This is a genomic window from Providencia sp. PROV150, assembly GCF_028481025.1.
Classification (GTDB): domain Bacteria; phylum Pseudomonadota; class Gammaproteobacteria; order Enterobacterales; family Enterobacteriaceae; genus Providencia; species Providencia hangzhouensis.
This window is the reverse complement of the sequence record NZ_JAMPPJ010000002.1, coordinates 177891-195655: the sequence shown is the minus strand read 5'-3', so window position 1 is coordinate 195655 and position 17765 is coordinate 177891. Positions and strand designations below refer to the sequence as shown.

Genomic DNA, 17765 nt, shown 5'->3' with positions numbered 1-17765 from the left:
TCCAAAATCCTACGTTAAACCCGCTTACCAAGGTGTTTTCTTTTCCCACTCAGGGTCAAAACCTGCACACGCATCCGCAACTTTTAAATAATCCGCATAGCTTTCAGCTAATAAAATAGGCGGGATATCTTTTAACTCGATATAGCTGCGGTTCCATGAGCTTTGTTGTGATTTTTCAAAGCTTAGTGAAAATAAGACGGCTGGGATATTTTCCTCTGGCACATAGCTACCACTAAACTCGATATAGACATAAAAACCTAAACTAGCGAAATGTTTTGCATAATGGGTAAAGCTTCCACCATCTTCCGCTTGCCCACGTTGGTAACCCATTTTCGTCAAGACGCCACGCAAGGTATAGGTGTCGGTTAACCAGCCTTTACGGTCTTCAATTTCGGTTAATTTCAGATCCAGTTCAGGAATTTTATGTTCCATCTGCGAAAATAAAAATTTCACTTTGTAATCTTTAAAATGCGCTATCCACGCTTTCCGTTCATCTTCACTGACCAATGCCGCATGGGCTAATTTGACATAAGAATCAGTGGATAACGTGATTTCATCGTCATCTAAATTTAATAAACTGCCATCGTCTGATGGACGAAATACATTTAGAATGTTGCTGTCTTTCGTTTCTATCCAAACTAATTTTTCGATAAGCCCACGCATCACCGGGTGTGCTTGAATATATTCCTGCCAGTCTGCGGTTGTCCAAAGGCGCTCTGCACACATCGCTTCGTACAAACGTGCAGTTTGTAGTTCAATCACTTGCTTGAGCTCTTTTTTACTCGCAGTAAATAGTTTTTTAGATTCTTTAGCTAATTCTTCATTGTCTGTTTTGCGTGCAGCAGGTAATGTTTTGATTTCTTTACCTTCAGGATTAAACAAGACGAGTTTTTGCTGAGTATCCAGTCTCGCAGTAAACGTACGGTCACCATATTCAAGTGCCAAGATACCTGTTTCATCCATTCCGGCTGTCGGTATCGTTCTATCTGCAAGTTCATCTGCGCTCCAACCATTACGTTCAGCAATTTGAGCAACAAGCCCGCGTGCTTTTTCCTGAACTGACGCGGTACGATAACGACGAGAAAGAGACAATAATAGTTGGATAATCAGTGGGTCATTACTCGTTGCAACCGCATCAATCATGGCTTCAATTTGTGCACGGCGCTGGTAGTGATCACGCATGTAGTTACGCAATGTGGTCACGGCAAGATGCCCTTCAATGCCACAGATCAGGGCTAACATTCCTTTATCACTAATAGCGGAACCTAAATAACGGCGCAGAACTTCATTTTTTATCTCATTAAATGTCTGTTCTAAAGTATAGTTTTCATACTGACTATAATATTCAGGCCAGCGTTTCACCCAATCTTGATAATTAGCTAAGCGTTTTGGCGCATCACGTTCTGCTTCCGCCATTGCCATTTCTAATGACGGCCCAGCAATATCTTGGCCGATAAAGCTATTTAAAATAAAACTGCCTAGTTTCTTTTGGCTCTCCACCGAAAGCAAACCAATATAACGTTGTAGCAGCCCATTCCCTGCTGGCATTTTTAATTTAACCGCTAGGATCACCCACCAGCGAATAATATCTGCTTCTACGGGTTTATTATTTTGCCAAGTTAATGCCGGCAAAGAATCTAGGTTAAACCATGCCATACTGGCAGGCGCTTTCGCTTTTAACCCTTTTTGCGCTTCAGCTAATAACACTTTAGGTGCAAGGTAACCAGAAATATCTTCCCCAAATTGTTCCAAAGCGGTTAATAAGGCCGCCCGCACAACTTCCCGTTTTTCTTTCTTTAATAAGGCGTAGAGTGGTTTTAATGAATCTGGATTATTTAAGCGTGCCAGCCATTCAATGGCAGTGACACGAATTTCTTGTTTGCCTGATTCTAACCCTTCTGCTGCATTAAGATGAATATTCGGTAATGTCTCTAGTAGTTTCTGCGCACTCAGACGATGGGTTTTATTTTCCCCTAGGGCCAACTCCATAATACGTGGAATAAATCGCGCAGGAATGGTCGGCAACATTGCAAGCACATCAATTCCACTCGCCGCATCATATTCTTGGTAATAGCGCTGAGTTTCTTGTTGAGGGATTAAACCCAATGCTTCTGCAATAAAATCTGGATGTTGAATGAAAAACGGCCAAACTTGTGCTGGCTGGTTAAAAATGGCTAACCCATTGGCATATGAGCGTAAGCAAAGGTCTGCAATCAATCGTGTTGCGTTTTTAAAATGACATTGTGTTAACGTTTTTTCTAATTGGCGCAATTCTATTTGCCCAAGAATTCTTGGTGGAACTTCCCGAGTAAGATGATAATGGGATAAATGTTCTTCATTTGTTCGGTTATGGCTAATCAGACGTAATGCATGGAATAACGTAAACTCAGGCAAGTTAGTAATACGTTCTTTAAATTTCACCACGCTATATTCATGGTCAGTAATAATTTCTTTACCTGAATTCAGTTTATCAATCACTTTGCAACAAGCTTGCGCATTGAGTTTTTGGAATTCTTTGTAATGGCGTTGCGCCCAATTGTAGCTGTGCTTCTGTTTCTTATTTTCTTCAATTTCATTTTCTGCATTTTCTTTTGCTTTTTGCAGCATTTCATTGAAATTATTAACTAAAATTTCTTTTGCACTTTCAGGCAGTGGTGTATCTTCTAATTCAACGAGTTCAGGTAACTCAGTCTCTTCAACTTGGCTGGCAGTATCCATGACTGAGAATCTCGAAATCGCACTTTCAATACTTTTAAGTACCGTTTTATTGGTTTCAGTTGTTAGTGCAGCTTCTAATATCTCACGGTGTTCCCCTATACGGGCAAATAAATCCGCGGCTTGGGTACGCTGTTTTGGTGTTCCCTCTGTTAGAATTTTTGTTAAATGTTGTGTGACCGATTGCGCAGGTAAAATTGCCATTGTCGGTTCCGCAGCCGCACGTACTGTTTTTAAAGAACTAGTAGCAAAAGCAACTAATATATCTGCGAAAAGCGTATAAAGCTCAACATCTTTCTTCAAAGTGTTGATTAATTGAATTTGCCCAGCAGCGGATAAATGATTGGCTAATGTATGCTTAATAAATGCTTGCTCTGCGATTAAATACGCTTTGAAACCTGGAATGGAAAATAGCCGATTTAAGTTATCATAATGATAATCGGATAAATGATGACGGTCGAAAATAATATATAAAATAGTGTTAGCCGGTTTATCAGTTTCTTTTGCGATGATTTCCGTTAATAGGTCAAAATGCCAATGTTTTCGATGTTCTAACTTAGTATCTCGCGAATTATCATAGGTTTTTGCAAAAGCATCGCCCATTAAATAACTCATCCATGACGGTAATTCAGGTGTTAATACTTTGATATTGATATCTTGGCATGCCGCCGCTAACACTTTAGCAAAACGGGCTATCTGTGATGCAGTAATGCCATCACCCACTTTTGAATATAATTTATGCCTTGCGTTTGCTCCTTGGCGAATTAATTTATTATATTGGCTCGAGTTAAAGTTATTTCCCCCCCACCACCAATCTACGGTGCCAGGTTTATCGAGTAAAATAACCGCTTTTTCGTTATCTAATTGGCTTAGTTGAACCAATACTTCTGGCGATTTTCCATCTAGCACATACTCTAAAACAGTTTTAGGCAATGCTTCATCTAATACTGACAAAGGCAAAAGCGCTTCTTGTAAATATTGTTCTGCAACAGGTGATTCTTTTTTCCCAAAAATTGAAAGAAGATTAAATGTGAACTTCGCCATGTGATATCCCTAAAAGTATTTATATAACAACTTCTTATCATTTTAATGATATCGTCACAATTTGATTATTCTTAATCATTTTTAATTAAGATATATCGCTCAATCTGCCCTGCCAATTTAAATTCTGCCTATAGGAATATCCCAGTAGATTTACCTTGATAATTAACTTTTGCCCAGTAAATAATTTAATTAACTGTCTTATATCTCTATTTTTCTTTTTATTATGTTGATGGCAATTTTGATAACAGTTTGTTGTTATTTACATCAAATTTATTTCGCGAAGAAAAGCGTTGACTAAACATATAATCTAATATTAGACTAAAAGTCCAATTAGGGTATTTTATGCATAATGAGGTAAATATGAGTCAACGGATTGAGTGTGTGAATGCACCGACACTCATTGCCCCCAAAGGGCATTATTCACACTGTGTTACTGCCAATGGTTTGGTTTTTATCTCAGGACAATTACCCGTTGATAAGCTCGGCAATGCGGTGATTGACGTGTCATTCCAAGAGCAAGCCTTGCTTGTGCTTGATAATTTACAAGCATGTTTAGATGCCGTTAACTGTAGTAAAGCACAGTTGGTTCAAGTCCGAGTTTATATCGCAGATATGGAAAATTGGCCGTTATTTAACCAAGTTTATGCTAATTGGATAGGTGACCATCGCCCAGCCCGTGCTGTCGCAGGTGTTGCTGAACTGCATTTTGGTGCAGCCTTAGAAATTGAAGCCGTTGCAGTGTCTGCTTAATCACTTATTATTCATTGGGGTTATATCATGTCAGAATTAATATTACCGACTTTTCAAGATGTGGAAGCAGCTGCACGACGCATTGCGGGTTTTGCGCATAAAACCCCTGTTCTTACCTCAACCACCGCAAATAAAGAATTTGGGGCCGAACTGTTTTTTAAATGCGAAAACTTCCAGCGTATGGGGGCTTTTAAATTTCGTGGAGCCTTTAATGCGTTGAGTTTGTTGAGTCCCGAGCAGAAAAAAGCAGGCGTTATTGCATTTTCTTCTGGTAACCATGCGCAAGGTATTGCTTTAGCGGCGCAACTTCTACACATTCCGGCCACCATTCTGATGCCCAATGATGCACCTGCCGTGAAAGTAGCAGCTACGCAAGGTTACGGGGCCACCGTTATCCGTTTTGATCGTTATAAAGAAGATAGAGAAGTACTTTGCCAGCAACTCGCAGCCCAACAGGGGTTAACCATTATTCCACCGTATGATCACCCTGATATCATAGCTGGCCAAGGCACAGCAGCCAAAGAATTGATTGAAGAAGTAGGTGAATTAGATGCCCTATTCGTTTGCTTAGGTGGAGGAGGCTTACTCTCAGGGTGTGCCATTGCAACCAGACAATTATCGCCTAATTGCCTAATTTATGGGGTTGAACCTTTAGCAGGCAATGATGCACAACAATCATTTCGTCGAGGGGAAATTGTACATATAGACACGCCAAAAACTATCGCAGACGGTGCCCAAACCCAACATCTAGGTAACTACACTTTTGCAGTTATCAAAAATAAGGTTGATGATATTTTCACTGTAACCGATGAACAGCTAATTGACCGCATGAAATTTTATGCAGAGCGCATGAAAATTATCGTTGAGCCGACAGGTTGCTTGTCCTATGCTGCTGCCCTTGCCCACAAAGAACAGTTCCAAGGTAAGCGCGTGGGGATCATTGTCAGCGGTGGAAATGTTGATATTCAGCACTTTGCACAATTAGTTTCATAAGTAGTTAACTAGTTTTATAAAGAATTAGTTTCATAATGATCACCCCCCTTCATCTATTAGCAATACGAAAAATAGGTTAAAATTAGGGATTAACGCTTGATAGATGAAGGGAAATTGCATGTCAGATCAAAAAAATAATTCATTACTGGCTCAAGTTGAAATTATTGCAAAAGGTCTTAGTGAAACATTCGCCCCTTTTTGTGAGGTTGTTGTACACGACCTTAAAAATCCAGAGCACTCAATCCTGTCGATTCATAATAACTTATCTGGTCGCCAAGTTGGTGAGCCGACTACCGAACTCGGCCATGCAAGAATTGAATCTGCAGATTTTCCGAACATCATAGCCAATTATACCAACCAATTTTCCGATGGGCGCCCAGTAAAAAGTACTTCGATTGGTATTAAAGATGAGTCAGGGAAATATATCGCAGCATTGTGCTTAAATCTGGATATGACGTTATTTAGAAGTATGCAAAGTATGTTATCGCAATTTATTGATGTGGGAAATAGCCCAATAAAAGAGCATATTGAGCCTAATGGGACCGAAGCGATTCGCATACGTATTGACCAATATGCAGCAGCCTTAGCAGCAACCCCACGCACATTGAAAGCGGACGAAAGAAAAAACTTAATTGAAGTGCTACGCAATGAAGGCCTGTTAGATGTAAAAAAATCCATGGAAACGGTGGCACAGCACTTAGGGATATCAAGGGCTTCAGTTTATTTGTATGCCAAAAAAGAAAGTTAACTATTTGCCTTTCTTAATATCTGTTTAATACTGATAGGGAGAAAATCATTCACATCTACGCCGACATTAATGGCTCGGGGCCCTAATACCGCTAAACGCTTAAACTGCTCAGGGTCTTTACCTGAATTATGAACATGTCCATATAAATGAATCGCATCACGGAAGAAGCCTTGCCATTCTAATATTGGGTAATGAAATAACACTAATTTCTGTTTTTGATATTCCAACTCATAATAGCTTTTAACCCATTCAAACAATGATTGGTCGAATTCAGGGTCGTCTAAAAATTTATCATGATTGCCGCGGATCAAATATTTTTTCCCCGCTAAACGGCGTAATATTTTATTGGCATCCGCACCACTACCCTTGTATAAAAAATCACCTAGTATGTAAATCTCATCATGATCAGTAACATACGCATTCCAGTTATGAATTAATGTATCATTCATGTGACTGGTGCTTTTAAACGGGCGATCACATAGGTTAATAATGTTCGAATGGCAAAAATGGGTATCTGAAATAAAGTAAATCATATAAAACCTAAAAATATATTAATAATTATTCTACTCAAGCAAACGATTTGCTTGCTAGTTATCATATCTCAATGCTTTTTAATTGCTTTACAGAATTGACTGAAAAACAGACTTATATTGCGTTGCCATGGTATATTTCAATTATATCATAGGTAATCATTGCTAATTTTTATGGCTCGCAATTGCAACGAAACTACGGCATATAAATAGTACTATTCATTAATAACGATTCCGGAAGAAAAATGACTAAAACCAATTCAGTTCCGCTTTTTTACGATTCATTTGGTACACCAAATAACCCCACTATTGTTCTGATCCCTGGCTTAGGTGGCCATAACATTAGTTGGACGTCAGACTTTTGTCAGGAAATTGCAGATGCCGGTTTTTACCTGTTACGTATAGATAATCGAGATGCGGGTTTATCTCATCATATCAATGAGTTCCCACCTATTGATTTAGAGGTATTGATTGAAAAAATGCAAAAAGGTGAACCTTTCGCTATTCCTTATACTTTATTCGATATGGCTGAGGATATTATCCACCTCTTGGATTCATTATCTATTGATAAAGCCCACGTTATAGGCCGTTCCATGGGCGGAATGATAGCACAAATAGTGGCTGCAAAGTTTCCTGAGCGTACACTCTCTCTTTGCGCGATCATGTCATCAACAGGAAACCCAGTACTGCCACAAAGCGCTCCCGATGTTATGCAAATGCTGATGAGCCCAAGTGCTAACCCAAAAGAAGATTTAGAAGGGTATTTATCAGGACAGCTTGCGTTTTATCGCCGGATCAGCTCAACGTTTGGCCCATTTGATGAAAGTTATTACCGTGAATATATACTGCAATCACTCGCACGCAATCATTCACCGGAAGGCACTAAGCGCCAAATTGTTGCTGTTGCCGTCACCGGAGATCTGCGTCCTTATATTCAGCAAATCAACGTCCCTGCATTGGTTATTCACGGTTCAATTGATCCGCTCTTCCCATTAGCCGCAGGGCAAGATATTGCTGACAATATTCCTAATGCAAAATTGGAAGTTATTGAAGGTATGGGCCATGAAACGCCACCAATGATTAATCCACTAATCGCTAAATTGATAATTAATCACTTAAATCAATAAATTAACGTACTAAGGCTCTAAAAATGAGCCTTAGTCACCCTTATAACCAACCTTGTTTCTTATGCTGTGCACAAATTGGGCAAGTATGGGTATTTTCTTCCCAAGAAGAAAAAGGTAAATGGCAGGTATGACACTGCGCATCATAATAATGGAAGATTTTCGGCACGTTATTTTTAGCTGTATAGCTTTGTACATGAATAGATTTAGGAAAACAAACGACTTGGCAACTCATACAACCAGTACAACGTTTTTCATCTATCAAAAATTGGTGATTTTCAATTTCTATCGCATGCTCATCACACATCTTGGCACAAGCACCACAAAGAATGCATTTTTCCGTGTCTAATTCGACCTTAAACCAGCTATCTTCAGGGTAAAATTGTTTTCTTGCATTTAATCCTGTTTTCACCTGGCCCTTATCTAACGGCTTTGAGTCCAATTTTTGACGAAATAGCATCATCCGACGACCGCTATCGACTTGTTCAGGCTGAACAATACGTAATTGCCAAATAGGTTCTTGTAATGTTTTGAGTTTTAAATTTAATGCCGCAATCGTTGGCAACCATTTATCAACCCAGGGTTCAGCAATTTGCATACCACGAATACCATATTGCCGGTGCCAAACAATCAGTTCGTCCGCATTAGCAATCGGCTCATCATGGTTTACTATCAAAAATTCCCCTTGATAACTACGTTCATGGGGTTTGATATTTTCAATGGCATCGACAGGGCAAGCAAATAAACAATTACCACATTGAAAACATAATTCATTATTAATTTCTGCATCCATATGGCTAAATGACACCGCACCAACAGGACAACTGGTGGCACAATTATCACAGATGCTATTTTTCAGGCGTTTTCTTACGCACTGACCGTTAATTATGGGTTCAGGAGGCAGCTCTAAACTAATAAAACGTCTCATTGCTCTACACTCTCCCGTTACAACAAAAATAACTTATTTAAAATTGTTATATTTAATAGTTAAATTCTAGCATTAATTTTTACACTATTTTAGTACTACACTCTGTAAATAAAGATGATTTGGGCTAAATAATTACTTAAAAACCACAAAACTCTCTGTATTTTGGAGCCTTGTGGTTTACGCCTCCTATCTAACTCGCTTTTTTCATATAATTATCAACAAGGTTGGCAGGCTCCCAATTCTTCTGCAAATGTTCAATATCCTGAATACCAATACATTTTTCTTCGTCTTGTAGGCGTAGTGCCGCTAACGTCTCCACTAAATGATTCAATTTTTGTTGGATGGAATGCTCATTTTGCCCCTCTAAAGACCGCACATGAACTACTGTGGGAGCTATCGTATTCGGATACTGAAATATTTTTACACTACGTCCCTGCTCTGAAGTATAAATATATCGAGTTGCATTACTTCGGTGGTCAGGCTCTTCTCGAATAACGTCCTTATTAAAATTAATGAGGTAAATCGTGTTTTCACCGCCAAGGCTATATAGTGAATTCCAGCCTACAATTTCGCCATTAATAATAAAACTATTTTTTCCGCTAGCGTCTGTTAACAACCCATTTGAACCATTAGAGATGAAGACATCATTCCCTTCACCACCATATAAATTGGTATCACTTGTTGATGCATAAAGAACATTATTTCCGTAAATACCATCTGGAATTGAAATGGCTCCAGTTACCGCTTGCGCTTTAAATACTCGCCCGAACCCACTTTTATCCCAAACTTTTTGTTCTGCTCCTCTTGTCCGAATAAACAAACGCCTAAATGGCGTATTTTCACTAATACGTATATTTTTTGTCTTTGTATCAAGAATTGATGGAAAACTTAACTCGTTAGAAAAACGTTTAAACTCATCCATAGGATGCCAAATCTGTTCTGGCGCTAATTCTTTTTTATATTGACGCTGTTCAGCAAGGTAGCGAACTAGATGTGCCATACCATCATTATGAATATGGGCGGGCATATGGGAGGGTAACCGCTGATGATGATGAACTTGATTATTGTTATTTTGGGGCATTTTTACTTTGACTGTACGCAAATTAGATTGCGATGTGTAAAGATGATAAGTATCTTCCCGTTCGTCTATGACTTCATACTGTGTTTTAAAATTAAATAAATGAATATTATTAAATCCAACTTGATCTAATATTTCTGTATTACCGCCCCCTTTACTTCCATCAATTAAATAGTGGTCATCCCCTCCTTGTCCATCAAGTTTGTCATTACCCAAGTCAGATAGAATTAAATCACTATTTTCACCACCATATACATAATCATCACCGTTACCTCCATACAAAACATTCCCTCCTCCATTTGTAATAATAATATCATTACCTTCCCCTGAATTTATGATATTTCCTATCATACTGTTGTCTTCAATTAAGTCATCACCATTATTTGTATCTAGAATAGGATAACGAAAATTATATCCCTTAGGAATTTTTATGTAATCATCATTTACTGTTGGTAATTCCAAACACTCAATTGGTTCAATGTTATGAGAATCCTGTCCCATTTTTATCCTAAACAAATTCGCATGGCCGTCTTTAATATAAATTTCTTTACTTATTGGATATGATAAATTAATGAAGCTAATTTCAATTTTTTCATTACTGAATTTATCATATAAAAACATTGATGTTCCCAATGTCTTGATATCAAACCCATTCTCATAAGGTAATAAAATGGTCATATCAAACTCATCTTCCATTTCTGGTTTAATATTTGAAAAATCAAAAATTATTTTACCTTGAAAAATCTGATCTGGGTTAACTTGATAAACATCTCTTCCTTTAGTAACCATGATATGACTGTTTCTACTGACCATTAAAAGGTGGTCATCATTACTCTTTCCTTTATATTCTAACTTACTCGCTAAACCATGAAATTTAAAATCTCCCCATAAAGGTTGACCATATATTTTATTATCAACTGAAATTGTTTTTTCACTCTCATCGATACTTATTGTAGAGCTAGCGCCTCCCTGATAAGTAATATTAAAAATATTTTCACTTATAATGTGTGAAGCACTTGAATCCAAATGGTTTAGCTTAGTATTTAATACAAATCCGTCCTTTGTATATAATTGATATCTATGAAATATTTCCCTACCATTATTATCTATTTTATACGTGTTTTTTAAAGTAACATTCAGTGTTAAAACTTTCGTTTCTGACTCTGCCGATTTTATTTCAATATTTAATATGAGATCATTACCAGAAATACTGGCATCCTTTATTTCGCTTAACATATACCCTAAATTTACTCGGCTTTGGCCTTGTGTATTTTCAATAATTACAGCTGATAATTCTAATAAATTATCATTTAATTCATCTTGATTATTGTGCCAATCAACACGACGTAGAAAATAACTATCATTACCTTCTCCACCATTGACTATCCCTGATTCAAATATTAATTGATCATCCCCCTCCATACCTTGAATAAATGCAGTCATTGCCCCTGCATCTAATGTGTTGGATTCTTTATTACCTAATAATTCTGCTGTCGTAGAGCTATCTCCAATTAGCATCACATCATTAACATTGCGTAAATGAATCTTCTTAACTTTATGATTAATGAAGGCCACCTCTGACGTTATATTGTTCAAATCGATATCTATTTTACTGTTGGATGGAATATCTTTAATGATTATACTATTATCCCCCCCATTGCCATCAAAATAAATTTCGTTACTTTCTTCAATGTTATTATCAAATAATAATGATAAGTTTATAATATCATCTTTTTCGCCGCCTACGAGAAATTTACTCCCTGCATTGATGTTAAATAAATTTTTTGAATTTTTTTTCCCAACGATAATATCTGTTCCATTCCCTGGGTTAAAACTAATGTTTTTTTGCTTTGCTTCATTTTCATATCGGTAACCAATATTTTGCATGCCTTCATAAATAACCCTAGGCTTCTCACTTAATAATTCTCTTGCAATATCAATAGGCTGGTTTAAAAATTCATTCCCTAGTCTATTCACTCTGATATCATTATTTATATCAGGGTGAATCGTATTGGTATAATTATTTCTGGCCTGGAATAGCCGTAGCTCTGATGCTGATAATGAACTTAGTTGTGTAGCAACCGACTGTTTTTTCTTTATGTTATAAAAAGTAGTTAGTTCGTTTTTATGTAAAAATTGTTTTAGTAATAAGCTATCATACTCAGGATTAAGTACAATAATGTCATTGGCAACCTCCTCGCCAATATTTTTATAAGCGATAGGAGCCGTTTTATTCACTAGTCTAAAACGATAATTAAAATTCAGTTCATTGACCCTCTGTGTTTGAAAGCTTTTTACCCAACGATTATCTTGAGAGTCATAATGATAATTTTCCCGAATAAAATTAATTTGCTCGATGGTATAGTAAGGCCCTATTTCATCACTATCAATATGACTAAGAGGTCCACGGTTATCCACATCAGCAAACTCTGCACTACTAATTATTTTTGAGTTATTTCTATAATAAATATAATGTTTGATATGTTCAACAAGGATCGGTTTACCAACCAATTGTAAGTGTTCATCAAAACCTTGATATAAAAATGACGACTTGAACGTATCTAAGTCTTGCTGCCAATTTATATTTTTGAAGTATGCTAAATGCTGTTTATAACTAAATCGATTTAATATATTGTCTGATGGAGGAAAACCAAGTGCAGCACGAATACCTTCTCTGGCTTTTTCATCCCAGCCTAGAGATTCACCGAGTTCCTCTTCAATTTTTTCTACTGCGCGAATACCTGTATATACCATCCCTCCAATTAATAAGGAACCCGCAACAATTAAACCAACGACAGGTATTGCCGATGAACCAATGATTATACCGATCATGGTTACACCCCCCACAATAATGTTAGCAATTGACAAAGAACCATTCACAATTAAGTCTTGGCGCTCTTTATCATTTGTAACCCTGTCTAGTTGTTCAAATGCTTCACAAGCTTGATAAATATCTAACCCCATTCCAATTAAATTAAATATAATTGTAATACGAGCTGTAATTTTTGATGATACATTAAACGATCCAGCTTGTTTATAAGCGAGCTTAAGTAGAATAGGTTGTAAGACCATATCCCCATAATTAAAGAATGCATTTGCGCAGGCTAGATCAAGGTTTTTCTGTATTTCTCGTCTTTCTTTTTCTGATAGATTAGGATTATCTAATTCATCTATTAACTGGTAAACAGAGTTGATTGTTAGAAATATCCCTGTAGAACCAATTCCTTGCCCAAAATAATTAGCTATTTTTGCATAAGTTGGTAATTTAATACCGATGCGTCGTAAATCTTCTATAGTCTTATTCATACCAACTGGATTATCGAGTTGTGATTTTTGAATAATTTGGAGCTGTTCTTGTAGTACGGCCCTTGGTTTGATCATTGAATTAACATCAATTCGTCTTGTTATATGATCATCTTGTAAACTCTTATTAATCATTTTAATTAAATTAATGTCTTTTTCATTTTCAGTTAAAAAGGTTAACTGAAATGCTAATTTATCAGGATTAAATTTAACATTATCCTCCCAGTTTGGAAGCTGAGTATGTTTAAAATCTAATGGTTCGCTATTTATTGTAGCCCCAATATCTCTAAGTTTTTTTAATGATGTTACCTGCTCGCCAAAAATAATTTCCGAGTCATTAGTCACTGATATTTCTGATGACTTGAAAAAGGTATCCAGCTCACTCATAATGCTTTGCCGCATACTGAGGTATGCTTCGCTCTCTGTATTTATGATTTGCACTTCACCAAACAGGGCTTCGCCTACTTTGTGTTTAAATCCCGCAATACTTCCTCTGGTTAATACTGAGCCATCCTCTTGCGTTATTTCTTGGTTAATATAATCATTAAAAACATTAGATAAGTGTTTCTTTGCTTGGCTAAATTCTGAATGACTAATAATAAGCTCAACACCAGTAGTATCGGATAAAGTTAAAAAGTACTTATCATTACGAGAATAGCTTGTAACTGTATATATTTCTTCATCACTTTGAAAAGTGATAATCTGATTATTCCCTATATTTTCAAATAATAATATGTGAGATTGCTCGTTTATTTCATTAGAAACAGCTCCTAATAAATCAAAATTCGATTGATATATTTCATCAAATCTAGTGAGAACTTCTTGTTCTTTATCAGTAACATTATCTATCTTTTGTTTTCGTGTTAGTTTGGTTAAAACTTCAAATTTTTCCTTAAGTTGTAAACTTTGTTCGTTAGTTAAATTACTATGCTGCAAAAGGCGTAAAAAGCAGATATTCTCAAATGAATGTATTTCAACTGGCAATTTATTTACTGTAACATCGAACCCCTCTTTATATGATAACTGAGATAATGCTGCATAATTAGATTTTAGTTTTTCATGTAAATCTAAAATTAATCTAAATTCTTTTTTTAATGACTTTTCGTTTCCAAATGGGGTTTCAATATCTATATAGAGCATTAATAAATCATCAATATATTGATTATATTCTCTTAATTTTATTGGATCTTGGACTAGTTTTAAAACTTCTGCATGATTAAAGCCTTGCCCACTAGGAAATAACGCACTCAAACGGTTTATAGACAGCTGACTTAGGTAGTTTAGTTTTTCAGGCTGGTGGCTCAAAAATTCTAAAATATCTTTTGCTTCAATGGCTTGCTGTTTAATTCTAGTGGTGTCATCATCAATAAATATTGAATTCCACATATGAGAGAAATCATTTTCATTCTCAGCGTCACAAACTTTATTAATTTTTTTACTGATAATGGGGTCATATGCTGCAATATTTAATTTGTTCTTATCGATACTTCCATCTTGGAATGTAAAATACCCTTTTAAATAAAGGTGTCTATTAATATCAATATTCTCTGCCTGTAAATTACCCATACTAATATCTTCAAGTAATGCTATTATTTTATATCTTGGTTCAAAATAATTCTCTAAAAAAACCTTAGTATATATTCCATTTATTTTCAACTTACTCGTTAGTTCCTCACTAAAAATCACCTTTTCTTCTTTTGTCAAAAGTGCCTTTTTATCGGTTAAATATAGAATAATATTTTCTGGCATTTTAAAATCATATCTTGTTTTTAATACATTTAATGAGTTTGCATAGTTTTGAATAAAACCAGGTTCAGAGTGAAGATTATCTATTAATATCCACTGTTGTTTAGTTGCTTTTAGTAAATGCTCTATGTCGCCATACTCTGAGAAAAATTCCATTGTATTCGGGTTTAATTGAAACAATAATGTGTTATTAGGAAGCTCATTAACGAGATCTTCAGAATATTTTTTTCCTACAATACCTCTTCCTGAGCGAATAATAATTTTTACAGTATCGTTGATTTTTTGTGGATTAGCATTCACATTAATTTTATTAATCATTAACCATAATGGTGTTTCTAATATTCCAATATTTTCATATTCACGAATTAGTTCTTTTCTAAAATCACTATTAAATTGAATATCTTTCGCATTTAACTTCTGTTTAAACATAGCGTATGCATCATGATTAAAAGCCACTTTTTTAATCAAATCAATATCAATTTTATACTCATTATTTGGATCCTTAAAAATATCCATAGCAGTAGAATGGTAATCTTTTATTAATTGCCAAACTTCTAGCTCACCACTTCTTAACTCATCGATAAAATATAAACTGGCATGTTTTCCATTAATATAAGCCTGTTGATTAGTTTGATTAATATTAATTTCTAATCGCCAATTTTCAGTAGATTGTTTCTCTTCTATTAAATTATATGGCCAAACTATTTTTTTACTCTCGTTCGTGACACTGATAGGCCTATTATAACCCACAACTGGAAGATATATTCCATGCTTAGCTAATTCGACACTTGCCCTAAACACAAAGTTTTCATTTACCCCCCCACAACCTAATTGGCAACCTGCCAAAACAATTTTATTGGGAGGGTATGCTTTCAGCACATGGCTTTTAAGGTATCTCAACCCTGCAATAAGTTGGTAAGCTTGGTACCCCTCAAAGAGACTTTGCTGGTTATGCCCGTTATACTGACCATGACCGATAACCGTCCAACGTATTTTTCCGTTAACTTTCGTTTGTAAATCACCATGTAGCACTTTCCACTGCTCACTCTCAATATCAAACTGTATAACAAGTGAATTACTAGGAAATTTTGCTAATAATCTCCCCGTTGATTTAGCTGCTGTGTCATCACCACCTATTTGGATTAAAACATGATAATTATATGTCGAGTCACTTGTAGGCCGACTCATTAAATGATGAAAAATTGTAAGCCTTGTGAATTCATCTATAGGATTAAACCAGTTAGATATATTTTTAAGTTCGGAGGACTGCTCCCCTACTAATGGCCTACCATCTATGTGTTCCGTTAAAAATATCAAATCATCATCTTTATTAATTATTTTATCATTAGTTTTCTTATCATTTACATTTATCATCTGAGTTTTCTTTCCATGTCAAATTAAAGCCCACCTTCAACTTAACAAGATTGCCATATCAGTAAAATATATAAAAAAACAATTAAGATTAACTACAATTAACAACGCTCAAGATAATTTCACTATTAAAATATAAACCATCAAATCGATATTATACACAATCATTTTAAGATTATATTATGTTTACTTGTAATTATATTATATGCATGTAATTATTTGGATTCATTTCTACTTTCTACGAAGGCCATATATGAACAATTTCGAATTTTATAACCCCACTCGTATCATGTTTGGTGAAGGTAAAATCAGTGAACTTGACCGAGTTGTCCCTAAAAATGCTAAGGTTCTTATTTTATTTGGCGGTGAAAGTGCAAGAAAAACAGGAACCTTAAATGAAGTTGAGCAAGCTTTAGGATCTCGAACATTCGATCATTTTGGTGGAATTGAGGCCAATCCTCGCTATGAAACATTGATAAAAGCTGTCGATAAAATTGAAAAAGAAGGTTTCGATTTCTTGCTGGCGGTGGGTGGTGGCTCCGTCATTGATGGTGTTAAATTTATCGCAGCCGCGGTAAATTACCCAGGCGATAAATGGGAGGTGGTCACAAATAGAGGCTCGACTATAAAAACTGCGCTGCCCTTCGGTACAGTGTTAACATTACCTGCTACTGGTTCCGAAATGAACAAGGGTTCTGTAATTACTCGTGAAGAACTGCATTCTAAACTTGCTTTTATGAGCGACCATGTATTTCCTCAATTCTCTATTCTTGACCCAGTAAAAACCTATACTTTACCGACTCGCCAAATAAGTAATGGTGTTGTTGACGCTTTCGTTCATGTTATTGAACAATATTTGACTTACCCAGTGAATGCTTACGTACAAGATGCATTCGCAGAAGGCTTATTGAAAACATTAATAGAGATTGGACCTAAAGCGCTTGAGACTCCAAAAGATTATGATATTAGAGCCAATTTAATGTGGACAGCCACCTTGGCTTTAAATGGTTTAATTGGTGTTGGGGTACCACAAGACTGGTCTACTCACATGTTAGGCCATGAAATCACTGTGCTGTATGGTTTGGATCATGCACAAACACTCGCTATTGTTCTACCATCCATGCTGACGGAAAAATTAGCCCAAAAACAGGCCAAATTAGTGCAATATGCAGAACGAGTTTGGGGAATTACGTCAGGTTCTGACCAAGAGAAAGCATTAAAAGCCATTGAGTTAACTCGAGAGTTTTTTGAAAAAATGCAAGTGGGCACTCGTTTTAGTGACTACCAATTGACCCAAGAGGTTATTGAACCATTAGTTAATAGTTTAGCTGCACATAATATGGTGAAATTAGGTGAGCACCAAGATATTAGCTTAGATATTAGTCGTCGAGTTTATACGGCCGCTTTATAATCTCCACCTCTCTCGAAAAGGTGC

The 17765-nt window shown here is 36.1% G+C and carries 9 protein-coding genes; 5 read left to right on the top strand and 4 right to left on the bottom strand.

Going from position 1 to position 17765, the window contains the following annotated elements:
- Nucleotides 1–24: 24 nt before the first annotated feature.
- Nucleotides 25–3759, bottom strand: a complete 3735-nt coding sequence (locus PSE83_RS03090; RefSeq protein WP_272660650.1) for a DUF4132 domain-containing protein — start codon at nt 3757–3759, stop codon at nt 25–27.
- Between the two features lie 360 nt (nt 3760–4119).
- On the opposite strand from PSE83_RS03090, the gene PSE83_RS03085 reads away from it, so the two are divergent.
- The 3 genes from PSE83_RS03085 to PSE83_RS03075 all read left to right on the top strand — a co-directional run bounded on the left by PSE83_RS03085 (nt 4120) and on the right by PSE83_RS03075 (nt 6250).
- Nucleotides 4120–4509 (top strand): RidA family protein, encoded by a 390-nt coding sequence (locus tag PSE83_RS03085; RefSeq protein WP_047757265.1) that lies wholly within the window; start codon nt 4120–4122, stop codon nt 4507–4509.
- Between the two features lie 27 nt (nt 4510–4536).
- The gene (locus tag PSE83_RS03080) at nt 4537–5502 is read left to right on the top strand and encodes a threo-3-hydroxy-L-aspartate ammonia-lyase (protein ID WP_180311957.1); all 966 of its coding nucleotides are present in this window, start codon (nt 4537–4539) and stop codon (nt 5500–5502) included.
- Between the two features lie 118 nt (nt 5503–5620).
- Nucleotides 5621–6250, top strand: a complete 630-nt coding sequence (locus tag PSE83_RS03075; protein ID WP_036957733.1) for a helix-turn-helix transcriptional regulator — start codon at nt 5621–5623, stop codon at nt 6248–6250.
- Here the strand turns inward: PSE83_RS03075 and PSE83_RS03070 are convergent.
- Complete coding sequence (locus PSE83_RS03070; RefSeq protein ID WP_036957734.1) at nt 6247–6783, bottom strand: metallophosphoesterase; 537 nt, start codon at nt 6781–6783, stop codon at nt 6247–6249. The two genes, PSE83_RS03075 and PSE83_RS03070, sit on opposite strands and share 4 nt — an antisense overlap.
- 242 nt (nt 6784–7025) lie before the next feature.
- On the opposite strand from PSE83_RS03070, the gene PSE83_RS03065 reads away from it, so the two are divergent.
- On the top strand, nt 7026–7907 hold the full coding sequence (locus tag PSE83_RS03065; RefSeq protein ID WP_004254390.1) for an alpha/beta fold hydrolase: 882 nt from the start codon (nt 7026–7028) through the stop codon (nt 7905–7907).
- 40 nt (nt 7908–7947) lie between these two features.
- Here the strand turns inward: PSE83_RS03065 and PSE83_RS03060 are convergent, their stop codons facing one another.
- Entirely contained in the window at nt 7948–8832 is an 885-nt protein-coding gene (locus PSE83_RS03060) for a DUF362 domain-containing protein (protein ID WP_164565286.1), read from the bottom strand.
- A 190-nt stretch (nt 8833–9022) separates the two neighbouring features.
- The gene (locus tag PSE83_RS03055; protein ID WP_272660649.1) at nt 9023–16333 is read right to left on the bottom strand and encodes a C80 family cysteine peptidase; all 7311 of its coding nucleotides are present in this window, start codon (nt 16331–16333) and stop codon (nt 9023–9025) included.
- Nucleotides 16334–16583: 250 nt separating this feature from the next.
- Between PSE83_RS03055 and PSE83_RS03050 the strand changes: the two genes are divergently transcribed.
- Complete coding sequence (locus PSE83_RS03050; protein WP_004254398.1) at nt 16584–17741, top strand: iron-containing alcohol dehydrogenase; 1158 nt, start codon at nt 16584–16586, stop codon at nt 17739–17741.
- Nucleotides 17742–17765 lie beyond the last annotated feature (24 nt).